General features: G+C 40.8%; 20 protein-coding genes. All 20 read right to left on the reverse strand.

The genetic code is table 11. The features are described from left to right. Positions 1-7 precede the first annotated feature (7 nt). Positions 8-847: a 2Fe-2S iron-sulfur cluster-binding protein gene (locus tag JHD45_RS10320; RefSeq protein WP_199476435.1), complete on the reverse strand. Its 840-nt coding sequence runs from the start codon at positions 845-847 to the stop codon at positions 8-10. A 167-nt stretch (positions 848-1,014) separates the two neighbouring features. Next, on the reverse strand, positions 1,015-1,281 hold the full coding sequence (locus JHD45_RS10325; RefSeq protein ID WP_199476436.1) for a hypothetical protein: 267 nt from the start codon (positions 1,279-1,281) through the stop codon (positions 1,015-1,017). Between the two features lie 95 nt (positions 1,282-1,376). Next, a complete protein-coding gene (locus JHD45_RS10330) occupies positions 1,377-1,586 on the reverse strand; it encodes a hypothetical protein (RefSeq protein ID WP_199476437.1) in 210 nt (69 codons plus the stop codon). Between the two features lie 159 nt (positions 1,587-1,745). Then, positions 1,746-2,099, reverse strand: a complete 354-nt coding sequence (locus tag JHD45_RS10335) for a hypothetical protein (protein WP_199476438.1) — start codon at positions 2,097-2,099, stop codon at positions 1,746-1,748. A 189-nt stretch (positions 2,100-2,288) separates the two neighbouring features. Further along, positions 2,289-2,960, reverse strand: a complete 672-nt coding sequence (locus JHD45_RS10340; protein ID WP_199476439.1) for a hypothetical protein — start codon at positions 2,958-2,960, stop codon at positions 2,289-2,291. 6 nt (positions 2,961-2,966) lie between these two features. Further along, the gene (locus tag JHD45_RS22535) at positions 2,967-5,234 is read right to left on the reverse strand and encodes an RHS repeat domain-containing protein (protein ID WP_199476440.1); all 2,268 of its coding nucleotides are present in this window, start codon (positions 5,232-5,234) and stop codon (positions 2,967-2,969) included. Positions 5,235-5,722: 488 nt separating this feature from the next. Beyond that, complete coding sequence (locus tag JHD45_RS10350; protein ID WP_199476441.1) at positions 5,723-7,036, reverse strand: DKNYY domain-containing protein; 1,314 nt, start codon at positions 7,034-7,036, stop codon at positions 5,723-5,725. A gap of 332 nt (positions 7,037-7,368) precedes the next feature. Continuing rightward, complete coding sequence (locus JHD45_RS10355; protein WP_199476442.1) at positions 7,369-7,569, reverse strand: hypothetical protein; 201 nt, start codon at positions 7,567-7,569, stop codon at positions 7,369-7,371. 198 nt (positions 7,570-7,767) lie between these two features. Continuing rightward, positions 7,768-8,346: a hypothetical protein gene (locus JHD45_RS10360; protein ID WP_199476443.1), complete on the reverse strand. Its 579-nt coding sequence runs from the start codon at positions 8,344-8,346 to the stop codon at positions 7,768-7,770. Between the two features lie 7 nt (positions 8,347-8,353). Further along, positions 8,354-12,772: an RHS repeat-associated core domain-containing protein gene (locus JHD45_RS10365; protein WP_199476444.1), complete on the reverse strand. Its 4,419-nt coding sequence runs from the start codon at positions 12,770-12,772 to the stop codon at positions 8,354-8,356. After that, positions 12,772-13,620, reverse strand: a complete 849-nt coding sequence (locus JHD45_RS10370) for a hypothetical protein (protein ID WP_199476445.1) — start codon at positions 13,618-13,620, stop codon at positions 12,772-12,774. The genes JHD45_RS10365 and JHD45_RS10370 overlap by 1 nt, the downstream gene beginning before the upstream one ends. A gap of 2 nt (positions 13,621-13,622) precedes the next feature. Beyond that, positions 13,623-14,645, reverse strand: coding sequence for a hypothetical protein (locus JHD45_RS10375; RefSeq protein WP_199476446.1), 1,023 nt, complete (start codon positions 14,643-14,645; stop codon positions 13,623-13,625). Between the two features lies 1 nt (position 14,646). After that, entirely contained in the window at positions 14,647-14,937 is a 291-nt protein-coding gene (locus JHD45_RS10380; protein ID WP_199476447.1) for a PAAR domain-containing protein, read from the reverse strand. 32 nt (positions 14,938-14,969) lie between these two features. Continuing rightward, positions 14,970-15,329 (reverse strand): hypothetical protein, encoded by a 360-nt coding sequence (locus JHD45_RS10385; protein WP_199476448.1) that lies wholly within the window; start codon positions 15,327-15,329, stop codon positions 14,970-14,972. A gap of 15 nt (positions 15,330-15,344) precedes the next feature. Beyond that, a complete protein-coding gene (locus JHD45_RS10390) occupies positions 15,345-17,198 on the reverse strand; it encodes a type VI secretion system Vgr family protein (RefSeq protein WP_199476449.1) in 1,854 nt (617 codons plus the stop codon). Between the two features lie 73 nt (positions 17,199-17,271). After that, positions 17,272-17,751 (reverse strand): Hcp family type VI secretion system effector, encoded by a 480-nt coding sequence (locus JHD45_RS10395; protein WP_199476450.1) that lies wholly within the window; start codon positions 17,749-17,751, stop codon positions 17,272-17,274. Positions 17,752-18,004: 253 nt separating this feature from the next. Continuing rightward, positions 18,005-20,608 (reverse strand): type VI secretion system ATPase TssH, encoded by a 2,604-nt coding sequence (gene tssH / locus JHD45_RS10400; protein ID WP_199476451.1) that lies wholly within the window; start codon positions 20,606-20,608, stop codon positions 18,005-18,007. A gap of 23 nt (positions 20,609-20,631) precedes the next feature. Then, positions 20,632-21,618, reverse strand: a complete 987-nt coding sequence (gene tssG / locus JHD45_RS10405; RefSeq protein WP_199476452.1) for a type VI secretion system baseplate subunit TssG — start codon at positions 21,616-21,618, stop codon at positions 20,632-20,634. Further along, on the reverse strand, positions 21,615-23,441 hold the full coding sequence (gene tssF, locus JHD45_RS10410) for a type VI secretion system baseplate subunit TssF (protein WP_199476453.1): 1,827 nt from the start codon (positions 23,439-23,441) through the stop codon (positions 21,615-21,617). The genes tssG and tssF overlap by 4 nt, the downstream gene beginning before the upstream one ends. Beyond that, positions 23,438-23,923 carry a type VI secretion system baseplate subunit TssE gene (tssE, locus tag JHD45_RS10415; protein WP_199476454.1) on the reverse strand — a complete coding sequence of 162 codons (486 nt, stop codon included), beginning with the start codon at positions 23,921-23,923 and terminating at the stop codon, positions 23,438-23,440. The genes tssF and tssE overlap by 4 nt, the downstream gene beginning before the upstream one ends. Positions 23,924-23,925 lie beyond the last annotated feature (2 nt).

The following is a 23,925-nucleotide window of genomic DNA, read 5'->3' on the forward strand; positions in this document are numbered from 1 at the left end:
TCTTTATTCAGTGTGGCAAACGCACGATATGGATTTGATTAGGCCGGATATAAAAGGCACTCAGCAGCCGATTCCATTCTTCTTGGGTCAAACCAGCGGCTTGTATAATGATCTCGATATTTGAGGTATTAATGGCATTGAACGCTATAGCCAATTCTTCTTTAACAAGCGGACTGTTTTCGGACAGAGAATTGTTGGCTGTGAACACAGATCGCCCTAAAAAATTCGCTCCCACTGAGCTCAAAGTCGTTTCCCAATAGGGTGAAAAACGCTCCGTGGCGGAATCGCAAATCAACCAAACAGATCGGTCAACTAAATCAAGCTCGGTTAATAAACGCCCTTTTCGCTCACCAAGCCGCGTTCTAACAACAAAGGAGTTGGTTTCAGAGTTCGTAATAAGCGCCCATTGAGAGGCGCTCACATCGCGTTTTGAGAGTAATAACACCAGTGGTTCGCCAGCAGAGTTTAACGCCATACATTCTATGGTGGTTTTATCCGCATCTGAAAGTTGCAACTCAACAAAATCCCCAAATGCATCATCGCTGGGGCCAAGCAGTATCAACTCAACCGTTGTTTCATCAAGAAAACGACGCTCTAATACTCGAAATAAATCTTCTTTACTAGGTAAGAGTCGGCTTAGTATCAGCGGTTCTGAAACGCTAGACTGACAGGATAAAATCGTCCTATTCGACGTTTCATCATAAAGTGCGCAAGCCCCGCAAACACCCGCCCGACAACTAAAATTCATATCAACATGATGAGATAAACAGGAGGTTAATAGGTTATCACCCACCTCTGCTTGAAAAGATTGATCATCCACCTGAATGGTGACCGAAGAAGCATCCATAGACATTACCCAACAATGGTTTCAATCTATTATGCCACAGCCAGACAAGCCTGTGATGCCCATAGAGCGAGAAAGGAAAACACCCAATCAAAAAAATGGCCACCTTAAAAGATGACCATTTCTCTAAAAATTCGATAAATCTAGCGATACTAGGTTACCTATAACACTCAAACGCCCAACTTACGACAATACGTGTTTAACTTAATCAACCCAGACTCAAGCTCAAATTTTTGAACATTGGGGCTTTTAAACTTGAATGCATTGGATATATGCGTCTTAATCATCGCCGCCATGCCCTCAAAACCTTCTGGCACCGATGCCATCATACCGTCCATCATAGAAACAAGAGACTCTTGTTTTTCTTCGATTAGCGACGGATCTTCGTACACGTCCCGCAGCAACTTAACAAAAACAGAAAAATTGACCTCTTCCATAACTTGCTATCCTTAAACCTACCTAAAACCACATACCCTATGAGTTTTCAGCTTTATCGGCAAGTTTAATTTGCTCAAATAGCCTGTTTGTTGGTCTAGGTGGTAGTTTGCTCCAACGCAATGTGGTTACCAAAGGTTTGTTGGATAAGACGGTTTTGTTTGTCGTATTGGAATACGACTAAGGTTTGTGATGTATTTTCGTCATTTTCACTTAACTCAATGGCCATTAGCTGGCTGTGTTGGTTGTAGTGATAGTGGAGGGTTTTACCATCGTGTAATCGAGACGTGACGGCCAAAGTCGTCATAGTGCTCAAGGTATGGGTGTGTAGCCCTTGTGTTTGTTGGCTGCTGTGTAGTCGGTTGCCTCGATCAAAGGTGCCTTTAAGGTAACGTCAGCGACGAGTCTTTCTACACACTACTGATTAATTAATTCTATATAAGGCCAGACCAGATCTCAAATAAAGCTATGAGTCAGAACTTCTAGGCTTTATCTTTTCTAGCGCTTCAATGATCGACCTATCAGGTACAAGGTTGTGAACGGAAACAAGGTGCAAAATTGATGAATCTACAACTAAGTCAGTCAAACCATTTGGGATTCTAAATTTATAAGCCGATATTTTCTTTCCTGTAGATGCTAATGTAACATATTCATTACATATTGGACAGACTCTTACATCTCGCAATCTATTGATAATCTCTACATGCTCTAGCGCCGAAAAAAACCAACATTGAAACTTCTCTTTTTCTTCTATCGTTTTAAACTCATCTTTCATTAATGTTAAATTGACACTAACATCGGTACTTTTACAAGATATCATTTTTAACCCTCACATCAATAACAAACCCCACAGAAAAAACTGAATCACATTTGAAATCCATCGATCTCTCTACATCGAAATTTAATTTCATATCAAGCTTTTAACCTATAGGCTAGCTCGGTTTACCAAGTCAAAACCATCAACATAAAAACTCTAGTTATATTTAGCTGCATTAATTTATAGTAATATCTAAACAAAAACTTTATATGCAGAATCACCTTCATAAGTAGCAATAATGGAAAATTTTTCACCTGAAGTCATAGATATAGAGTGTTTTCCCAATAATACTATTCCAGTGTTATTTAGCTGGTCATTTACTTGGTACAAAGCAGAAACATTTCTGCTTTCCAACTGTTCAAAAAACTTTTCATCTGGAACAAAGTACCTTGTCCTAGCTAAAAATGAAGCACAACCTTCATTAAGTATAGTTAACATAGCCTCTTCATTTTCATTACCGATTAGGAGTAACACGCCTCCATCAGAATATTGCACAGCCATCGGAGGCCAAGAATCTATTTCGCTTAACTTCAATTCTTTAAAGGCAAGATAGTGGTCATTTCTAACATAGGTATTCCAGCCATTCTTTAGGTATTTTTTTTCTATTACCTTTGCAGCAACAGCGGATTTACCAGGTAAGTTAATTAGCCAAGACACAGCAACCACAACTTTCAAGCCTATTTGGTTTAATAATTCACAAATTAACATAGGGATCGAGTCAGGAGAGCCGCTCTTACTTACAAAACTGTAACGGTTAAGCTCCCGACCTTTTGATTGATCAAAATTGAGCTTATCTTCTCCATTGTTTCTTTCATACAAGGATGCATTATTTGCTATGGGTTCTTCTTTGCCAAATTCAAACACTATTCATCACCTATTATTTTGAGGATTATGAGTTGATGGATAAGTATGGTGGGTCGTCCCACCTGAGGTATCTACACCATAGTGAGGAGGAACATTATCTTTTTTATGTCCATAAGGGTCATGATGCACTATTCTCCCTGTATCGGTCGAGCGGACTTCTGTACGAACTCCAGGACTCCCCTGTGGTGACCTTGATCCAGGCCTCGAAGGCTGATCTGGAAGCTGTTCTCTGCCTCCATGTTTACCCATCCCTGCTTGACGCTCTGCTGCTCTTCTCGCGGCCTTTTGCGATTTATGAGGAACATCTACTCGCCCACTCGTTGTAACTTTGCCTCCACGTAACTCCTCATTATATACAGAAGAAGCATTACGCTGCCCTTCATTATCTCCTTCTGAAAGACTTTGCCATTGACCATTTTTTAATTGAGAATATTGATCTGGACCATCATGTCTAAATATACCTTCCGTATGATGAATTATGTTGTCATTCTCATGTCCTATTATACTTGCACAAGCAGCCCAATGACAGTCTCCCATATTTTCAACAAGTAACTCGGATATATGCGTAGGCTCAGATACTTGAATAGAACTATCACTCAATTCCAAATCACCGGGGTTGTCAAGCAGCACATATCCCGGAATGGTATCGCCTGCCTTATAAACTTTTTTATATAGGCCTGTACTAATTGGATCTCCACTTTCAATTAGCTGCCCGAGATCTTCTGTAATTGTTGCACCATCCCAGGCATAAACAGTCAACGTAGTACCCGTAGGAACGACAAATGACTTAGACTGATCAATAGAACCATGACCTGCAAAAACAGTTCTTTGAGCACCTTCCTTACAACTCAACCCCATCGGATCGACCCAATTCACTGGATTGGGAGCGTACTGGTAGTGGTTGATGCCACCCACTATACCAATTGGGTCTTGGTGGATAAAGCGTTGTTGTTTTGGGCAGTAGTAGCGGAATCGGTTGTAGTGAAAGCCACTTTCTTGGTCGAAGTATTGCCCTTGGAAACGTATTGGTTGGTAGAAGTCTTTGCTTTTACCTTCTCGTTCAGCTTGTTGTTTATTGTCTTCGTAGCCATAGGCATTGGCGGTGTTTTCCCAGACCACTTCTGCGGCTTTGTTGGTTACGAATCTCGGTGTATTAAGTTGATCAAGGTGGTAGTAATAAATGCCATCTTGTTTGATCAGGGCAACCGGATGGAATTCATTTGGGCGGTTGATGTACCAGGTGTATTGCCCATTTAGGTATTCCCCTAGCAGTTGGTTACCATCCCAGATAAAGTCAATTTTGCCTTGTTCGGTATGTTTGGCAATCCGACGGCCCAGTGGGTCGTAGTCGTATTGGGTAAGGACCCCGTCTTTTGCAAAGCGGGTGAGTTGGTTAAAGGCGTTAAACGAACGCTGGGTTTTAACACCTACACCCAGTTCGCTGATTTGGTTACCGCAATCATCATAGTCGAAGTCGATGTCGGCAAATTTGAGCAGTCGATCCCCTTCCGTGATCGCTTGGATAGACGGATCATTCTCTGCAAATGCGACAACACTTTCTTCGCTCTCAACCGCGCTTAGGTCGCCTTTGTTCTCTTCTTTCTCATTAGGATGACTTTTTGCTTTATCGTTCTCAATCACGGTGCGTTGGGCGATGGGATTGCCCACACTGTCCCACTCAAATTCGGTGTGTTTGCGCTGTGAACTGTGTGATTGATGGCCTTGCGTATAAGCCACGCTTTCTTTAATCAGTTGACCAAGGGCGTTGTATTCAAAGGCTTCTTGCTTCGCTTGTGCGAAGCCGCCCTCTTCTTGCTGCGATGTTTGCGTTTGGCTTTGTCGGCCGATCAGCTGATCGATACCATCGTATTGGTAAGCATACTGATCGTAAAGTCGTTGCTCTGGATGCGTGAGCGTTTGCTGTGTTAAACGATGGAACACATCAAAGGTTTGCTCTAACGTAATTTGGTTACCAAAGGTTTGTTGGATAAGACGATTTTGTTTGTCGTATTGGAAAACGGCTAACGTTTGCGAAGAATCTCCTGCGCTTAATTCAATGGCCGTCAGTTGGCTATGTTGGTTGTAACGATAGTGAAGCGTTTTACCATCGGGTAATGCTAAACGTTTTCGATGGCCAAATTCATCGTATTGATAATGGAGCGTATGTTGTTGGGCGCCTTGTGTTTGTTGGCTGCTGTGCAGTCGGTTGCCCCGATCAAAGGTTTGTTTTAAGGTGACCTCAGGGTTATGCGCACGAACAAGGTTGCCATTCACGTCGTATTGATAGCGGTTGGTATTGTTGACGATCTGTTGATGAGATTCGCCACAATGCTTTGTCTATGCTTAAGCGCTCTATTAGATGCACTGTATAGATGCACTGGCACCACCTTAGCCACAAAAGCGTTAGCTAACCAAGCGAGTTCATGAGGAGGACGACCTGTCCGATACGAAAAGGTTGAACCAATTCTTCGATACGAGACCATGCCAAGATATGAATCAGTTTTTCAAGTTTTGGGTTCAATAAGCCTATTTCTTGGTGTAAGACAGGAATCAATTGGCCTTAAATGATTTGCCCGCGTTGCATTATTTATTGGGGCGTCGTAGCATTCATAAAGTGGGTAAGGTGATGTTGTGTGAGAACTCTATCATCGCCAGAAACATTAGACCACGTCTCTTCTTTTTTTTTCGTTTTCTATGAATAATTTTTACTTATATCGACAGTTTTGCAATTACCTCCATTAGCTCGACTTTATTGTCTACCCCTAATATTCCGCTACTTTTAAACAATATTCACCTGCTTCGTTTTCATCAGCATATAAATTATCATCATATTTGAAAGTTGATGGTTCTGTATCTACCAATCTATGCTCACGCCAGTAAACATGGTTGGCATCTTTTGAAAAACGATCTGAAATGATTGTAAAGCTCTCTGGATCTGCTCCATTCATAGCCGTGCCGTGGTAAAAGACTTGATTAGATATACGGACAAATGCACTCTCACTTAGATCGAGCACAATAACATCTTCAGGCTTAACATTTTCTAGCTTTTTGTTTCTCCCATAAACTTCGTTGTTATAAACATAAAAATCATTAGTGATTTTTTCAATATCATCGCTTGGGACCAGTATTACCGTTGTAGCATCTAGATGAAGTGAATCCCATTTCCACATCTTTTCTAGTTCATCAGCGTCAGAACGACTTACTTCAGATGGTTTTTTATTTTCAACGACATTACCTCTGTAGTAGAGGTTTCTTTGATCCTTTGAAATAGTATCATTTAATACTTTAAAGGTGTTTGGATCACTTTTAAGAATAGGTGTATTAAAGTAGTAAGCTTGATTTTTATCTTTTCTGTAGTATGGGGATATAATAGTAAAACCATCAGGGACCATCTCTTCAACAATCTCACCATAGGAATAAATATGGAATGTGTCTGTTGAATATTCATCACTGATAATTTTAAAACTGTTGGCTTCGTTACTAATGACTTGACCTTGATAAATCACCTGCTCCTTATGTCTAATATAGTGCTCGTTGGCATTTGAAATTGCTGCAGGGGTCAATTTAAGGGGAATTTTTATATCAATATAATAATATAAATAATCTTTATCCATGGAGTATAAACCATGAAGGTAAACGAAAGTGGTTGGTTCAGCCCCTTCAATAACATCACCATAACAGAACACTTTATCGTTACTAATGAGGTAACCAGAGTTAGCACTGTTTGCGTTAAGTTCTGATTTAACAAATTTTACTGAGCTAGGACTGGCTCCTACAACCGACTTACCATTGAAATAGACATTATTGATGTCTTTAGCATAGGACTGATCTATCACCTCAAAGGTATCTGAATCCGCTCCTTCGATTTCTTTCCCTCCGATTTGAAAGAAATTGCCATTCCTGACAAAAACAACTTTACCATCCTGCCTATAATATTGATTACTCACTTTACTATTATAAGCGGTAGCATTATACATACTTGGACTACTAACGTAAAATGAAAAAGCAGCGACAACTATTACACAAATAATAAAGATAAATAATAATACAATACCAATCCACATTAAAATTCCCATTCAACTACCCCCTAATTTAGGAATTATATTCTCGTATAAAACAACACACTTATAAAAAGAATAGTATTGCCATGGCTTTAGTGCTTTTTTACTGTTTAAAATTATATGCAAATAACCTTGAACAATTCCTGATACTAGGGAATATGCAAAAAACCTATCTCATAAGATAATCGCTTTTTAAGGCTTTGAGCCTCAAGCAGGCCACCCATTAAATTGTATTAATACGGAGAAATGGCATTTTTCAAGGTAGTTGTCACCTAAAATAAAAAATCACTTATAAAGATGGCAACTCTAATATAAAAACAATGCAAGCTAAATAGTTTGAGTAAAAATCAAACCCCCAATTTACGGCAATAGGTTTTTAACTTAATCAACCCAGACTCAAGCTTAAATTTTTGAACATTGGGGCTTTTAAACTTGAATGCATTGGATATATGCGTCTTAATCATCGCCGCCATACCTTCAAAACCTTCTGGCACCGATGCCATCATACCGTCCATCATAGAAACAAGAGACTCTTGCTTTTCTTCCATTAGCGACGGATCTTCGTACACGTCCCGCAGCAACTAAACAAACGTTGAAAAATTGACCTCTTCCATAACTTGCTATCCTTAAACCTACCTAAAACCACATACCCTATGAGTTTTCAGACTTATCAGCAAGCTTAATCTATTTAAGAAATTACTTGTAGAAGTTTTGAGGGATACCTTTAAAACTCAAGAGTCTAAAAATCAAAGCTCAATCACTTCAGTGCCATCAAAAAATCCATCAGGAACATCCTCCAACTTAACAACTGGCATAGAAGAAGAGTATTTAAATGAACTAGATGTGTATGAAATTATCATATTATCTTTAGAGTTCTCTAATAATACTGCTATTTCATCACTATCATAAAAATTTTTAGATCCTTCCTCAGTTTTTCTAACAAACACTTTTATAGATATAATTTTTTCTTCAATCATACCTATCCATTTTTTTTTATTTGAGTATTTTGGATGATCATATTTAAATGAGTTACCAACCCTTGCTAAATAAGTATTAGTTTTAATCCCATTTCTAATATCAAACCAAGCCACAACAGACCTTTTAACATCATCAACAGTAAAACCAATTACATCTTCATTTTCCAAATATATAAAAATGCTATTACCGCCGTAACCAAATAAGTCTTCCTCAGATACATTTCTTCTTTTTTTATACCTACTCATACCAAATTCACTATATGGCTTAACGATATCAACTATTTTATTTTCCTTAAGAGTCGATACTATTTGATCATTGATCGTGAGACCTTTCGATATACTATCCATTTATCACCTAGCCATTAATAATATTTAATATCATTTCATACTCATGCACGATTATATCTGTACTTGAGTCGACATATTCAATAGCAGAATTAATCGAAACATTTTGTGGGTCTGCAACCCTTGGAAGACCATCTTTACCATACATAAACTGAAGGTCTTTAATTGCTATTCCTTTTTCCTCAAAGGTATCATGAATTTTTTCTAGCTCATCTAAAGTCTTTTGGGAGACGATATTTTTTACTTCCTCAGGTGTGATATTTCTTCCTATATCACGTCCATTAAATAGCATTCTTTCTTGTATTCCCCCTTGAATAACTTCTCCATCATCGGTCGTTAATTCACCAAACTCAGTAATCGGTACCACAGGAAGCCCCAGCTCTTTAACTTTGTCTAAGTCACTTGCCTCTTTCTTAATATCTTCAAAGGTGGCGGGGTTCATATTGTTAGAGTTGCGTTTCGGTACTAAGAAGACCTGTTTGTCATCAATTGCTAATGCTTCTTTATAACCGCCTGCCCCCAATTTATTATCTAAAACACTGGATGGAAGCTGTCTAAACTGAATGGGATCAACCTCAGTTGCGGTTGCAGTACCGAGTAGCTTCTCTTCAAGCTCACTGCTAACCCCTGTATTATTGCTTAAAGAGGCACTATTACTCTCTTTACATAACCCCATAGGATCGACCCAATTCACTGGATTGGGAGCGTATTGATAGTGGTTGATGCCACCCACTATACCAATTGGGTCTTGGTGGATAAAGCGTTGTTGTTTTGGGCAGTAGTAACGAAACCGGTTATAGTGGAAGCCGCTTTCTTGGTCGAAGTATTGGCCTTGGAAACGTATGGGCTGGTAGAAGTCTTTGCTTTTACCTTCTCGTTCAGCTTTTTGTTTATTGTCTTCGTAACCATAGGCGTTAGCGGTATTTTCCCATACCACCTCTGCGGCTTTGTTGGTTACGAATCTCGGCGTATTAAGTTGGTCAAGGTGGTAGTAATACACCTCATCTTGTTTGATCAAGGCAACCGGATGGAATTCATTGGGGCGGTTGATGTACCAGGTGTACTGGCCGTTTAGGTATTCCCCTAGCAGTTGGTTACCATCCCAGATAAAGTCAATTTTGCCTTGCTCAGTATGTTTGGCAATACGACGGCCCAGTGGGTCGTAGTCGTATTGGGTGAGGACTCCGTCTTTTGCAAAGCTGGTGAGTTGGTTAAAGGCGTTAAACGAACGCTGCGTTTTAACACCCACACCCAGTTCGCTGATTTGGTTACCGCAATCATCATAGTCGAAGTCGATGTCAGCAAATTTGAGCAGTCGATCACCTTCCGTGATCGCTTGGATAGACGGATCATTCTCTGCAAATGCAACAACATTTTCTTCGCTCTCAACTGCGCTTAGTTCACCTTTGTTCTCTTCTCTCTCATTAGGATGACTTTTTGCTTTATCGTTCTCAATCACGGTGCGTTGGGCGATGGGGTTGCCCACACTGTCCCACTCAAATTCGGTGTGTTTGCACTGTGAACTGTGTGATTGATGGCCTTGCGAATAAGAAGCCACGCTTTCTTTAATCAGTTGCCCAAGAGCGTTGTATTCAAAGGCTTCTTGCTTCGCTTGTGCGAAGCTACCTTCTTCTTGCTGTGATGTTTGCGTTTGGCTTTGTCGGCCGATGAGCTGATCGATGCCATCGTATTGGTAAGCACTCTGATCATAAAGTCGTTGCTCTGGATGCGTGAGCGTTTGCTGTGTTAAACGATGGAACACATCAAAGGTTTGCTCTAACGCAATGTGGTTACCAAAGGTTTGTTGGATAAGATGGTTTTGTTTGTCGTATTGGAAGACAGCTAACGTTTGCGAAGTATCTCCTTCGCTTAATTCAATGGCCGTCAGTTGGCTATGTTGGTTGTAACGATAGTGAAGCGTTTTACCATCGGGTAATGTTAAACGTTTACGGCGGCCAAATTCATCGTATTGATAATGGAGCGTATGTTGTTGGGCGCCTTGTGTTTGTTGACTGCTGAGCAGTCTATTACCACGGTCGAAGGTCTGTTTTAAGGTGACCTCGGGATTATGCGCACGAACAAGGTTGCCATTCACGTCGTATTGATAGCGGTTACTATTGTTGACGATTTGTTGATGAGATTCGCTACGACCTTGTTGAGCACTAGCTTGTTGTGCGATGACACGGCCCATGACATCTCGCTGGATGTGGACAACACGCTTATCGCTTTCTTTGAGCGAGATTAACCGATTGTTGCCGTCGTATTGGTAACGCTGCTGTTTGCCATCGAAACCGGTGATCTGGATGGGGTTTTCGTTGGCATCGTAGGCAATTCTGTAATGAGCGTCGTCATCTCGACGAATGCCCGTTAGGTTACGCTCTTGGTCGTAGGTCAGGTGTAAGGCGCTGCCATCAGGCTGGATGATGGTGCTCGGTTGGCTCAAACCTTCAAAGGTTTGTCGGGTGATCTCGCCTTTGTTGTTTTTACTGGCGATAAGACGACCAGCCTCATCGTATTCAAAGTAGGTGTGTTGTTTGTCGTCAGGCGCGTTTTCATCAAAGGCGACGGTTTCAATCAGTTGCCCTCGTTCATTACGTTTGTACTGAACCAGTAATCCACTGTCAGATAAGGTGGCATTAATACGCCCTAAGCTGTCGTAACTGTAGCGGGTTAAACGGTCGTTTTCTTGTTTTGCTAGCAGTTCGCCCTGTTCGTTCCAACGGTATTTGGTGACTTGACCGTCAAAGCTGATGTGCTGAGCCAAGTGGCCTTGGGGGTCGTAGCTGTATAACGCAACACGTCCATCGGGATGGGTTTCGCTGAGCAGTAAACCGGACACATTGTACTGGCGTGCAATGGTGGTTTTGTCTGGTAGGACAGTGAGAATGCGCTGACCCAGTTGGTTGTAGGCAAAGGTGGTTTTATTGCCATCGGGGGTGGTGACAGATTCCAGCTGTCCATATGGTGTATAGGTCAGGTCAGTTGTGTTGCCCTGAGGATCGATTTCGCGGATTTTTTGCCCATTGTGGTTATACACATAACGACGTATATTGCCATTGGGGTCCGTGTGTTCGGTGAGTTTACCTTGCTCGTTGTGAACAAAGCGCTCCCGATTGCCGCGTGAGTCAATACTGGTGGTTGTGCCTTTTTCAGGGCCGTATTCGAATTGGTAGCAGTAGGTGTCATTATCGCCCCATTGTTTGATGCATTTTGCATCATGGGCATAGCTATCCCATTCGAAATGATGGCTAAAGCCACTGGCACGAGTTCGTTTGGTAATGAGGTTGGCTGCGTTATAGGCGTACTGTTCTTTTTCCCCCGCGTGGTTCACTGCTGCGATGAGGTTGCCCGCTTCATCATAGTCATAGTGGGCTAATGGTGTTTTAGAAGTGACAAACTGCTCTTTCTCATTGACATGATACGCTTTGACATCGACCAGCCATCCTCTCGCATTATAATTGAGTAAACAGCCACGGGCTTTGTTGACTTCAATGCGTGCTAAACGCTCCTTAGCATCGTAATAAAAACGTGTGCTTTGACCTGTTTCGTTGATAATTTTTTCAAGCAACCAAGCGGATTCGCCCGCTTTAAAAGTCAGGTGTTCATCCTTGGGGGTTACTAAGACTTGTTTACCATTGGTTTGATAATGCAAGGCTAACTTGCTACTTAACTGATAACTAGATTGACCAGGTTTGACCTTTTCAAAACGATGGGAAGCACCGTGTTCATCATGGTATTCGAGCCAATAGGTGCCCTTTTGCTTTGGACCCACTTTCGGAGGGGGGAGATAGTGCTCCGTCAAGCGCACCATAAAATCATGTCGCCAGCCATTGCCCAAGGCCGTTTGCTGGTTTGAGTGAGAAGAACGATACAAACGACGCCATACTAAGGGGCGGCTAGCAGTCAAAGTAAAGTCAATGAGAGGGAGAATTTCTTCTCCTGTCAGCATTGAGACAGGGTCTGAGCGGCATTCTTGGTCGGTAATCGGCGTTTCACTAGGATCATTGTTCGCAACGGCACCGGTGCTGTTGACACTGGCTTCCGTGGCCTTTTTACCGACGACTTTTTCCGATCCCTTTTTCTTTTTACTCTGAGTACTGCTATCGCCACTAGCGGATAAAGTGTGTTGCACATTTTGATGATAGCAGGCAATCAAGCCCTTCATGAAAGCAGACTTCAACGCTCTTGCTGTTGCCGCTCCTGTCGCGTCACTTGGACAATCTATACCCACGGCTTGCAACAGCTGAATGACATTAAGGCGCTCGGAAGGGTCGGAAACCAATGTTGGCCCAATTTCTGCTATTTGATTGTTGGCTGCATCGGGGGTGTCCGTGGTCACCTGATGGTATCCAGAAGGTATACGACCATCTTCACCGATCAGGCAAATGGGGTAGCGACTTCCCTTTAGTACAACTGAATAACGATCCATTAACTGTGTGCTTCCTCATTTATCCATACATATGATCCAACAGCTTGATGAACAGATTGCTCTTGAGAAATCATTAATGCATGCTGTGAATCACGGTAACAAGGGTTATTTATGAGTGAATAAAGGTTAATAACCCCACTCATTGCTCCAATTTTTCCCAACAAGTAGGCAGGAAAAACATAATCAATATTCTCACTTAAATGTGGAGAGAGCAGCTGCAAGCTATGCAACCAAGTATCTCCATCCTGAGCAACCCCATTTCCTGGTGAAAAAATTATATCAATTGGTACAATTAAGCCTTCTGACACGTCCTGAAATAATGCCTGAAACGCATCATGCTGTACAAAATCAACGGTGGTTTCGTAATGAAAAAAGCGCTGTGACCAGCCCTCTTTTACCCTTTCAAATTTAGCAATCAAACCACCTACACCGTAATAACAATACTCCGCGCTTGAATTTGGTAAGTAGACACCATCAATTGCAATAATATTTGCCGCATCGATACTTTGATCAATCATCATTTGTATCGACGCATCCATACCGCTAGAACCAAGACAAAATACAAGTTCAGCCGTTGTTGAGAAAAGTTGGTTGAAACTTTCAACCACAACCTCCTTTTGCTGATACTGAAACGCCCAAGCAGGCAATAACCAAATGGTAGGCAAACTGGCATCTTGCAATAACGGATATAAGGTTTTTGCCTTTATGATGCAGTCGTAAGTAAAGGCCTGCCATGTCGCCTCTCCAGACAAAGCGTCGCACTCTAAAAGGTTCCCTGTCAGAACATCGTCGACAGATAAAGCATGAGGCAACGAAATATCCGCAATTGATACTGAAAAAGCCGTCATATTTATTCCGCTCCAAGCGCTTCCTCAGCAGGCTGCAGGGATTGATACGCCGTCAACAAATCGATCAATAAGAGATTTGAAACACTAACAGCACACCTACTTCCTTCATTAAATGCAGAAGACAAAGGATAGCCACTTATCATTCTCTGACTAGCAAATTCATCTTCATACTTAGGCCAGCTCAATGCAAACTCCTGCTGAAAACGTTTGATAGCACTTTGCTCTCCTTGCCAAGCAGCCAACTGAGTATCAAACTCAACCAAGCTATCAAGAGAACTGCCTAATAAATCACGCAACGCTTGGAGTAGTTTGGATGATGCGTCAGAGTGAGCAAGAACAGAGTTAATGAGAGGTGCATGTTTCACCATACCACCTCGCCCTAGTAAACACAGAGCCTCATCCGCTGATAAAACATTGCTCGCAACATTGCCAATAACATTTAGTTGACCTGGACTTAACACAAGCAAGAACAATGACATGACCTTCGTATTCAGTAAGCCCTCTTCCACTAGATCTGTAAACATACGCAAAACGGCATCACTAGAGAGCGGCTCTGATGTATTTAACCAAGGAAAGCAGTCATAAAGCTCATGTATTGCTTCTTCATTATTTGTCATGCCCATCAGCTTACTAAGCAACAATTCTTTATCTGACACAGCGTCACTTAATAGATGATATGAATCCGTGATATCAACAATGCCCTTGAATAAGCCCTGCAGTTTTTCAGAAAAATACAGGGCATTGATGTATTCTGCTTTTTGTTCATCGCCCATTTCGTCTATAAAAAAAGCAACAGCATCTGTCAGAATGCTCTCATCCAATTCAGACGACAGCAACTCAGATACCTCAGCAAAATCCAAAGCATTCGCGCTATCTGCCCCGTTATGTCGATTAAACAACCAATATTCTTTTGTGAGTTGTTTTTTACACTGAGCATAATAGCCATATGAAGAAAAAGGGCTTATTCTTGCCCCATTCAATGCTTGTAATTGATGATAAAAGCGATCAACAAAAATAGATAACAAATCAGCCACCTATCAAAACAGTAGGGTTTCCTACTACTATTTTTCCACCATGGGAAGTCGCATCCCCAAGCCTAGCTGCTGGCTTACCATTAATGGTCACAGAACCTGAACCGGCATTAATGCTATCCGGTGGTCCGACACAGACTGCCATGTCCCCTTTCCTTGCTGCTGGCATGCCGCCGATGAGCACGTTAGGAGATCCTACAGCGACCGGACCACCAACATGCGGAACCGTCCCCGTTGTTTTAGGGCATACATGCATACTACCAATTGTTGCTGCAGGTTTTCCCATATTGACGCTCCTTATCCTGTGATAACTTTTATCTATTGTTCATAGAGAGGAATAACCAAGAGCTTTCCTGAAGCAACGAAATAAGCAAGCTCATCGATTAGCCCTTCCAACGTTAAATCTGAAACAGAGGCATTAGAAGCCGTCACATGCAGATATAGAGTTGAAATAATATTGGTACGATTCAATCTCGGGTGTAAGGTAGAAAAAAATTGCACAGCGAAATACCCATTGCTCACTTTTAAGTGAGTCAAAGCCGGACTTAGAAGAGGATCATCAGGTCGATTGATCGGCAAACAAACCAAATGAGGAAGACCATATCGACAATAAACGATAAAACCAGCATTGAGATCAGACTTCATCGCCAATTGAGTAGAGCTGTCTATAATTTCCATATTACATACTTCAATTTAGTTAAGTTTAATCGTTCCAGCCGATAGACTAATAGCGCTTCCGTTAACTTTTACATTGCTTCCCTTAATATTTATATTGCTGCCTTCGATGGTAATATCACCACTACTAGACATTTTTATTTGAGCAGAGCCTGTTTTAATAACAATCTCATTTCCTGCTTCAATATTTAAAACCTTACCAACCTTTAAGGTGTCATTCTCCCCAATATCGGAAGAACGATTCATTTTAACCTTAAGGGTTTCGTTATTCCCTATCTCGGTCTTAACATCATTATCAACTTTATCATTACGATTATTTTTCACATAAAGTTGCTGGTCTTTCTCAGCCTGCAAATAGACAAGCTCGCTGCCTTTTTTATCTTCAAAACGCAACTCATTAAAATTATCTGCACCACCCTCTTTCGTTGAACGAGTTTTAATGCCGCTCTGCGTTTTTTGTGCAGGTAGATCATATGGTGGCATAAGATCGGCGTTATAAACAGCACCGCTAATAATAGGCTGGTCTGGGTCGCCATTTATGAAATCGACCAATACCTCTTGGCCAACACGAGGAAAAAAGAAAGCACCCCATTTTTTTCCGGCCCAGTTCTGCGCAACACGAATCCAGCAAGAACTCTGCGAATCTTTTTTCCCTTCTCTATCCCAATCAAACTGAACTTTGACACGGCCATATTTATCAACCATGATTTCATCCGCACTATCCCCTGTGACAATGGCGGTTTGAATGCCTTGAATGGTTGGTTTTCTTTTTACAGCCTGAGGACGATATGGTACGTCTTTAGGGACACACTCAAAATGATTGCTGTACACTTCATTAATAGACGAAGTGGATGCGCCAGACTGGTTTGGTACAGAAACGGTAGTAAGCATTGAGGTAATGACAAAACTCTTACCTTCTAAGCGGGGGTCTTCATGCTTTTTAAAACTAAATAATTTACCGACACTAAAGCTACGGCAATCACTTTTACCGCTACACAGTTTCATATCACGCTGCAGTGACTCTAGCTGAATCGATGCTAAATTTGCGGCACGAGCATTGCTTTCGTCTTCCCCTGTGTACTCAAAGACTTCAGCAGAAGATTGCGTGGGTAATGTTGATTTCTTTTGCTCACCATCTGGATAACGGGCAGGCTGCTTAAAATCATAACCAATGCGTTTGAAAGATCCTGGGGCGAGGCTTAATCCGCCCTGCCAACTTGATACGTGAGGATCACTCAAGTGCCCTGTTGAATAAGCAACTTTAGATTCATCACACTCTTTATAGGCGGTTACATCATCGGATAAGATAAGAGTATGATTACTTTTAGTATGTTCGAAAAAGTAGAAAATACCTTCTTCTTGTAATAAACGCTGAATAAAGTCAAAGTCCGTTTCTTGGTACTGAACACAATATTCATACTTAGGGTAGGTTTTGGTTGTCTGATCTTTAAAAGTGACATTATGCTGACCAAACAAATCTGAAAAAATCTCTTTGATCGTCTTCTTCTGGTAAATGCGGCTATTCTTACGATTGCGCATTGAAGATGCATAAGGAACAATGATGACTTGATAGTCAATAAAGTTCTTCTGCTCATTTGTATCGGCGACTCTAGACCCTTTTGAAATCAGATCGCTTACAATTCCGTGGAAATAACGCTCACCATCATTTTTTGAATTTTTAACCAATATACTGACTGGCTTGCCCAATAGATCTTCGTGAGCGATTTGACGACCTAAAGCATAAACAGAAGCTGAAATGACAAATAAATCCGACATTGCTTCTTGAGCAACAATTCTAGATAAATACAACGCATCTTTACCTAGAGGGGTGTTGATCTGTATGACGTTATTTTTTTGCGTTTCGTTTTGCATTCCTTGCCTTACCCATCAAAATAAACAAAAAAGCTCTGAGCTAATACCCAGAGCCCCTTTAGAAGACAACAAATTACATTTGTTGGCCTTTGCTACCGCTGTAACCATAAACAAGAGGTGCAGAAATAGCATTCTTGTCATCTGTTGGGGTAACAGTCATCATCATTTCAGTATAACTGATAGTGATGGTTTCATAAGGACGATCATTTTGAACAGATACTGAGTAGCTAGAAATCATAGCGTCAGTCAATTCGATTTTCATGATCTCTTCCACTTTATCACCTTGCTTAGTGATGTGGAAAACCGCAGGCTGACCTTTACCGATAGTCGCTTCTTTAAACAGATCTGGAGAAGCTTTATCTTGAAGTTTAGTGATTGTCACATCACCAAGACGAGTTGCACTTGACTCACGATCCATTGATGTACCAGTATGGGAAGTGATCTCACGGCTTACGTTCCAATCCATAGAAAGCACTGTAATCATATCCTTGAAAGATTCAGCCGTCGCTTCGCCTTTGATTGAACCGTATTTTAGATAAGTATTAGCTTGCATTTGATAACGCTCCTTTATTTAATTTTCGCATCCTAAAACTGGATACTCATAACTTTGGTTTCCCAAATTCCCTTGAAATCATTATCTTTTATATTGCAATGAAAGGAGTACTCTTAATCCCCTTCCCTGGTTAAGACAATGTCTCAAAATGTCCTTCTTATGAATTAAGACATGGGAATTATAAGGTCGAGCCTAGGAAGAAACAACCCTATATTCCTGTCTTTTTTATATCCACATTATTTGCAAAATTCAACTATTCGCTTACAAAAACTGAAAAGTCATTGTCAACCAGTGACAAGCAGACTTTATCAATTTTTTTGTTTTCAACCATGCTACTTAATAATACTTCAGACAACAAAGGTAGTACTTTATTTTGTAATATTGCATGAATATTACGGGCACCTGAACCAGCATTTTGGCAATTATCAACAATATGACCCAATATTTCATCATCATAATCAAAGGCACAATCATAGTTTGATTGAATTCTGTTTTTAATTTTTACCAACTGGAAATTAGCAATTTCTGAAATAATATCATTACTTAACGGTATATATGGAATAACATTGATTCTACCTAGAAAAGCGGGTTTAAAAACAGCTAATAAATCGTCTTGCAAAGCATTTTGTAGACCTTTAATACTAGGCAAAGCTTCCTCATCTTCAAAAAGCCCCATGGTAGTATCTGTCCCCACATTAGACGTCATAATAATAATTGTGTTTTTAAAGTCTATATCGCGACCTTCACCATCTTTTATCATCCCCTTGTCGAAGACTTGATAAAAAATATCATGAACACCTGGGTGAGCTTTTTCCATCTCATCCAATAGAATGACGCTGTATGGTTTTCTTCTAACAGCCTCTGTTAAAATACCACCTTCACCATACCCGACATAACCCGGAGGAGAACCCAATAACAAAGACACTTTATGCTCTTCTTTAAACTCCGACATATTGATAATGGTAATATTGTCTTCGCTACCATACACTTCTTGGGCAAGAGTAAGCGCCGTTTCTGTCTTACCAACACCACTTGGCCCAGTCAGCATAAAGATGCCATTTGGTCTATTTTCATCGGCCAATTGAGCTCTTGAAGTTTGCACAACCTTAGCGATAAGATCGAGAGCATGATCTTGACCAACCACGCGCTGCTTCATCGTTTCTGCCAAGTTCAGAACACCAAGAATTTCATCCTGCTGCATTTTACCCACGGGAATACCCGTCCAGTCTGAAATTACTTGCGCGATCACTTCTTCATCGACCTGCCAATGAACCATATTACTGGCAAAGGCAGAGAGCTCCAGCTTGCCATTTTTGAGTGATTCTAAAACGTCTGCATCAGGGGTATCATCATGACTTATCTTATGAAAGGCATCTGATAATTTGGAAACAACCGCCTTCTCTTTTTCTAGCTGCTCTTGTAAAGGCAACAGTGACGTTTGCAAATTTGCTGACTCTTCATTCAATGCTGCAATTTTAGTGCTATGATCTAGACCAGACTTTTCTTCTCTCAACAACATGTCAATTTGCGAATCAATATCCGCGATTTTATTTTCAAGCTGCTCAATGACATTAGGAACAGAGGCCTGACTCATTGCGACTCGCGCACAGGCCGTATCAAGCAAACCTACCGCTTTATCGGGTAATTGTCTGCCAGTGATATACCGATGAGATAAGTTGACCGCACTCTCAAGTGCCTGCTCCGAAATAAAGACTCCATGATGTTTTTCCATCACAGGAACCAAACCTCGGAGCATCGAAATCGCTTTTGCTGGCTCAGGCTCTTCAACCTTAACTACTTGAAAACGACGAGAAAGAGCGGCATCTTTTTCAAAGTATTTTTTATACTCAGCCCATGTGGTTGCCGCAATGGTTCTTAGCTCTCCTCTGGCTAACGCAGGTTTAAGCAAGTTTGCCGCATCATTTTGTCCTGCCTGACCACCACTCCCTATCATGGTATGAGCTTCATCAATAAAAATGACAATGGGGTTAACTGAGTTTTTAACCTCTGTTATTAAGGTTTTTAGACGATTTTCAAACTCACCTTTCATGCCCGCTCCTGCCTGTAGCAAAGCAAGATCCAGACTGTGGATTCGAACATTTTTCAACACATCAGGAACAGATTGCTGCGCGATTCTGAGCGCCAGGCCTTCAACTACCGCCGTTTTTCCTACACCTGCCTCACCGGTTAATATCGGGTTATTTTGCCTACGCCGAGTTAAAATATCGATCATCTGCCTGATTTCAAAATCTCGACCTAAAATAGGGTCGATCTTTCCATTTTCAGCCTGCGCAGTTAAATCAATCGTAAACTGATCCAAACTGGGCGTCTTACTCATGGATCCCGTTGGTTTTTCTGCCGTGTCTGAAACGAAATTCGACTCTTGAGATTGAGAAACAATTTCCGGCCAAGCGTGCAACAATTGACCTGGATCGATTTTATTAAAATGCTTACTGCATCGAGTAAGTATGCTCGACAAAGTATCATCTTTTATTAACGTGTAAATAACATAAGCACTTCTGATTTGCGTATCGGTAAATTCAATACTTGTACTCAACCACGATTGTCGCAATAAAGTAGTCACATGGAGTGATAAACTAGGTGAAGACTCGCTCCCTGTCTTAAATGACTCTAAAGAGCGATTTAGATCATTTTTGACCGCATCAGCATCCACATCAAATGCACTTAAGATCAATCTAACATCGTCAAGCTGATGCTCTAGCATAGCAAACAACCAATGCTCTAACTCCACAACAAAATGGCTACGGCTATTACAAATAGCAACCGCCTTCTCCAAGCTCTGTTTGCATTCCGGGCTAAGTTTTTCAACCAGTTTATTCAATGTCATAGAAGACATATACTCTTCCTTATTAAAGTGAATTATCCTTTACGAGAAAGACGCAAGTGTTTTTTAGTATTCAATCGACTAAAAGCTAAAATACTATTTCCCCCTAGGGCCACATCTTTCTTATTCAATCTAGCAATATCAGAGTTATCAAAATCAGACTCAACAAGAATCCGGAACTGAACACTATTTCCGACATAATCTCTAATGATTTTGCAGGCAAATTTATACGATTCTCCATTGGGAAATAAATTTTTAAGCTGGTGTGAATTGTGTGGAAAAATATGAATATTAATAAGTGTTGAAATATCCCACATACGACTACCGATGAAAGCGTTCACACCAAGCCTAGCATACTGTCCCTCGAATAAAGTTTGACTCGCCAACCTTGTCTGTTCAGAGGGTTTTAAATGCTGCCACTTCCCAACTAACTGTTCAATTTTAACCTCACACCTCAAGTAAGAGGTTAAAATATTTTTCAGATCAGAGACATTTTTTATTTTTCTAAAAAACAATCCGGAAAAAAATAAATTATGGTTAGAGTTACCACCACTCAATAATGATAGAATCTTAGTGTGAGCATCTTGATGACTAACATTATTGGATAAATTGAGCGAGTGTTTATACTTTTTCCAAGAACGATAATACAGAGATATTAAACGGTGATTGAACATGTCATAAAAATCACGCATCGCGGTATCTTTGTACTTCATCCTTAATAGAACCAGTTCACTATAAAATTGTGGCATTACACCAGAGGAACCAGTTAATCCCATAAAAGAAATATCAACGTTCACTCTTTCAAACCCATTGGGATCACCCACTGGTTCGATTCGACTAATAGATGTTCCAGGAAAACCAAATTTCTGAGTCGAAGAAAACCGCACAAGCTCGTTTTTGGGGTCACAATCATAACCCACTTTTCGATAAGCCATTTGTCCTTTATCTAACTGTTTTTCTATCAGATAAATCGCTTTATAAAAATCCAGCTGTGATGCATTCGCCGACAATTGCTTCATCATAATAACACCTGCCCACCCACTCGAGCTGGCCACTGATGATAGACTTGTTCTTGCTCCTTCAGTTTCAAGCACACTCTGGTAAAACTGTTAATAGCCGCAAATTGCGCGAAAAAATGTTCAAGAACAGAGGCAAAAAAGAATACACCACTGCCCGAAAAATCATCATTGGCAAAAGTGATTTCAATATCACTGCCACTTGCGAAACACACCCGTCCGCGCTGAACCACACGAGCAGTTGATGGCTCTATAACCACTTTATAAATATTATTAATTAATGCCTTACTCTGTGGTGATACCTTAAAGTCATATAATCTCAATACTTCTTTTAATCGCTCACTGGCATCTGGTCCTGTAAAGTAGTCAAGATTTAAATGATTAATGAGCTGCCACCGTGTGGCGTCACCAAGTACCGGCCTAACGGCGTGAGTCGGTGGAACCAAGCAGCGTATTTTTTTAATAATATCGCCTTTTTCTGGCATCATTAGACCAAGCTCATCATCTCCAAAGGGTAAGCTGGCAGGCAGATTTCGGTTGCTACATTTCGCTCGAACCGTGATAACCGTCTTATCTATGTCTTCATCCAAATGCGCATTACCAAAAGAAGCATCGACAAGAGAGAGGTACGTTTCAGTTCCTGCTTCCACGTATCCGCCAGCCCACATGGCCGTTTCTCTCCGAATGTGCCAAAATAAATCTTTGCTGCCTTGATACTTAGGGTGGGTTTGTCCATAGAAAGGGGCAGCAACTTGCTTATTACCCTTTGAATCAAAAACAACCACCTCCTCAATGCTGATGACTTCTGATATTTCGGCATCCATATATCGAGGAGACAGCTTGTATTCGTATTCACTAAGTTGTGGTCTGATAGGCTCAATTTCTTGTTCAAAGAGATTGATAATCGGAGTACAGCCCAGCAAAAAGCTCTCGCTATCAATTTGCTTCTCTAACTCCGAGGAATCGGTATCAATATAGAAAAATATACTGGTAGTGCCGGATTTCTTAGGCAACATGGCTCTAATGTCTTTCAACTCAAAGAACCGAAATTTTTCAGGAAATACAAAATTCTCAACCAGCATTCTAAAACCTGAGGAAGCATGGTGAGAATATGGAACAACCGTTTCAGTATCTTTAAACCCAACCGAATGAAGCTGCTCTTTGGATAGGTATCGGACCCCCTCTTGACTGTTGTCAAAGGCAATACCAATACAATTCTTAAACAATAACTCGTATATCTTTAAGGTATGATGCCATTGACCATTAAGATAAAATCTTAAATTATTTAAGTCTGTTTCATACAATGAAACACCTTCATATTCACAAACCACATCCAACTTGAAAATTGACTTAACCGGTTTTTCCCATTTTGATTTAGGCGCAACAAATGGCGCGTTTTCAAACTTTGCAGCTTGGATCTCGACTGGCCACAAGTTTGTTTCAAAACACGTTTTAAACTTGCACTGCTTCATACCCTCGACATTCGATTCAACTTCTGCACCAATAGGTATCACTACCCCAGTTGTCGAAAGGTTCTCGGCTTCAAGTTTAATAATAGACATAGAAGGTAGCGTTGCTTGGTAATCTGGAAACATTTGACCAAGCAAGGCGTCTGTTAATTCTGGAAAACTATCTTCAAGTTTTTGCCTAATATTAGCCGTCAAAAAAGCAAATGACTCGACGAGACGAGAAACATGAGGATCCTCAATCGTATCGCCATTAAGTTTTAACCTACCGGCTACTTTAGGGTATTTTTCTGAGAACTCCCTACCCATTTTTCGAATAAAAGACAACTCTCGATTATAATATTTTAATAGTTCATCATTCATAAAGAAGCCTCAATTATTTTCATCCCTAAATTTATAGGCTCAACTTCTGAGTTAAAACTGATAAATTCAGGCTCCGGATCCGCGTAAAGCAAGGCATTTATTCGCAAGTTTAATATTCTATTAAGGGGCAGATCCTCATCAGTAAAAACTTCAACCTCAATAAATCTTGGCTCAAACTTTTCAATTGTCTTTTTGACGATATCACATAATAAATCACGACCATCACTGGAGCTAACGGACATACTCGAAAAATCGGGCAATCCATAAGAAAGAATCGATGTTGATAGCTCTTCGTATTGTTCCGGCCAAGTATGCCACTGAATTCTGGCATTAAGTAACGCTTCAATATCTCGACGAATATTTCTTCGTAAATCCGAGACACTTATCCCCTCGGTTCTAGAGGGTGAGTCTTGAACATCTGGATCATCATCAATCAGGCGATCCAGAATAGAGGCTTGAAGCTGCTGCTTACTTTCTATCATGA

Source organism: Marinomonas spartinae, from assembly GCF_016461715.1.
GTDB classification, from domain to species: domain Bacteria; phylum Pseudomonadota; class Gammaproteobacteria; order Pseudomonadales; family Marinomonadaceae; genus Marinomonas; species Marinomonas spartinae_A.

Excerpts from the sequence above, each read along its gene's own strand:
- JHD45_RS10350 (WP_199476441.1), bottom strand. The coding sequence starts at position 7,036 with ATGGGAATTTTAATGTGGATTGGTATTGTATTATTATTTATCTTTATT.
- JHD45_RS10385 (WP_199476448.1), bottom strand. The coding sequence starts at position 15,329 with ATGGAAATTATAGACAGCTCTACTCAATTGGCGATGAAGTCTGATCTC.
- JHD45_RS10330 (WP_199476437.1), bottom strand. The coding sequence starts at position 1,586 with ATGACGACTTTGGCCGTCACGTCTCGATTACACGATGGTAAAACCCTC.
- JHD45_RS10320 (WP_199476435.1), bottom strand. The coding sequence starts at position 847 with ATGGATGCTTCTTCGGTCACCATTCAGGTGGATGATCAATCTTTTCAA.
- JHD45_RS10390 (WP_199476449.1), bottom strand. The coding sequence starts at position 17,198 with ATGCAAAACGAAACGCAAAAAAATAACGTCATACAGATCAACACCCCT.
- JHD45_RS10395 (WP_199476450.1), bottom strand. The coding sequence starts at position 17,751 with ATGCAAGCTAATACTTATCTAAAATACGGTTCAATCAAAGGCGAAGCG.
- JHD45_RS10365 (WP_199476444.1), bottom strand. The coding sequence starts at position 12,772 with ATGGATCGTTATTCAGTTGTACTAAAGGGAAGTCGCTACCCCATTTGC.
- tssH (WP_199476451.1), bottom strand. The coding sequence starts at position 20,608 with ATGTCTTCTATGACATTGAATAAACTGGTTGAAAAACTTAGCCCGGAA.
- tssF (WP_199476453.1), bottom strand. The coding sequence starts at position 23,441 with ATGAATGATGAACTATTAAAATATTATAATCGAGAGTTGTCTTTTATT.
- JHD45_RS10360 (WP_199476443.1), bottom strand. The coding sequence starts at position 8,346 with ATGGATAGTATATCGAAAGGTCTCACGATCAATGATCAAATAGTATCG.
- JHD45_RS10325 (WP_199476436.1), bottom strand. The coding sequence starts at position 1,281 with ATGGAAGAGGTCAATTTTTCTGTTTTTGTTAAGTTGCTGCGGGACGTG.
- JHD45_RS10335 (WP_199476438.1), bottom strand. The coding sequence starts at position 2,099 with ATGATATCTTGTAAAAGTACCGATGTTAGTGTCAATTTAACATTAATG.
- JHD45_RS10355 (WP_199476442.1), bottom strand. The coding sequence starts at position 7,569 with ATGGAAGAAAAGCAAGAGTCTCTTGTTTCTATGATGGACGGTATGATG.
- tssE (WP_199476454.1), bottom strand. The coding sequence starts at position 23,923 with ATGATAGAAAGTAAGCAGCAGCTTCAAGCCTCTATTCTGGATCGCCTG.
- tssG (WP_199476452.1), bottom strand. The coding sequence starts at position 21,618 with ATGATGAAGCAATTGTCGGCGAATGCATCACAGCTGGATTTTTATAAA.
- JHD45_RS10370 (WP_199476445.1), bottom strand. The coding sequence starts at position 13,620 with ATGACGGCTTTTTCAGTATCAATTGCGGATATTTCGTTGCCTCATGCT.
- JHD45_RS10380 (WP_199476447.1), bottom strand. The coding sequence starts at position 14,937 with ATGGGAAAACCTGCAGCAACAATTGGTAGTATGCATGTATGCCCTAAA.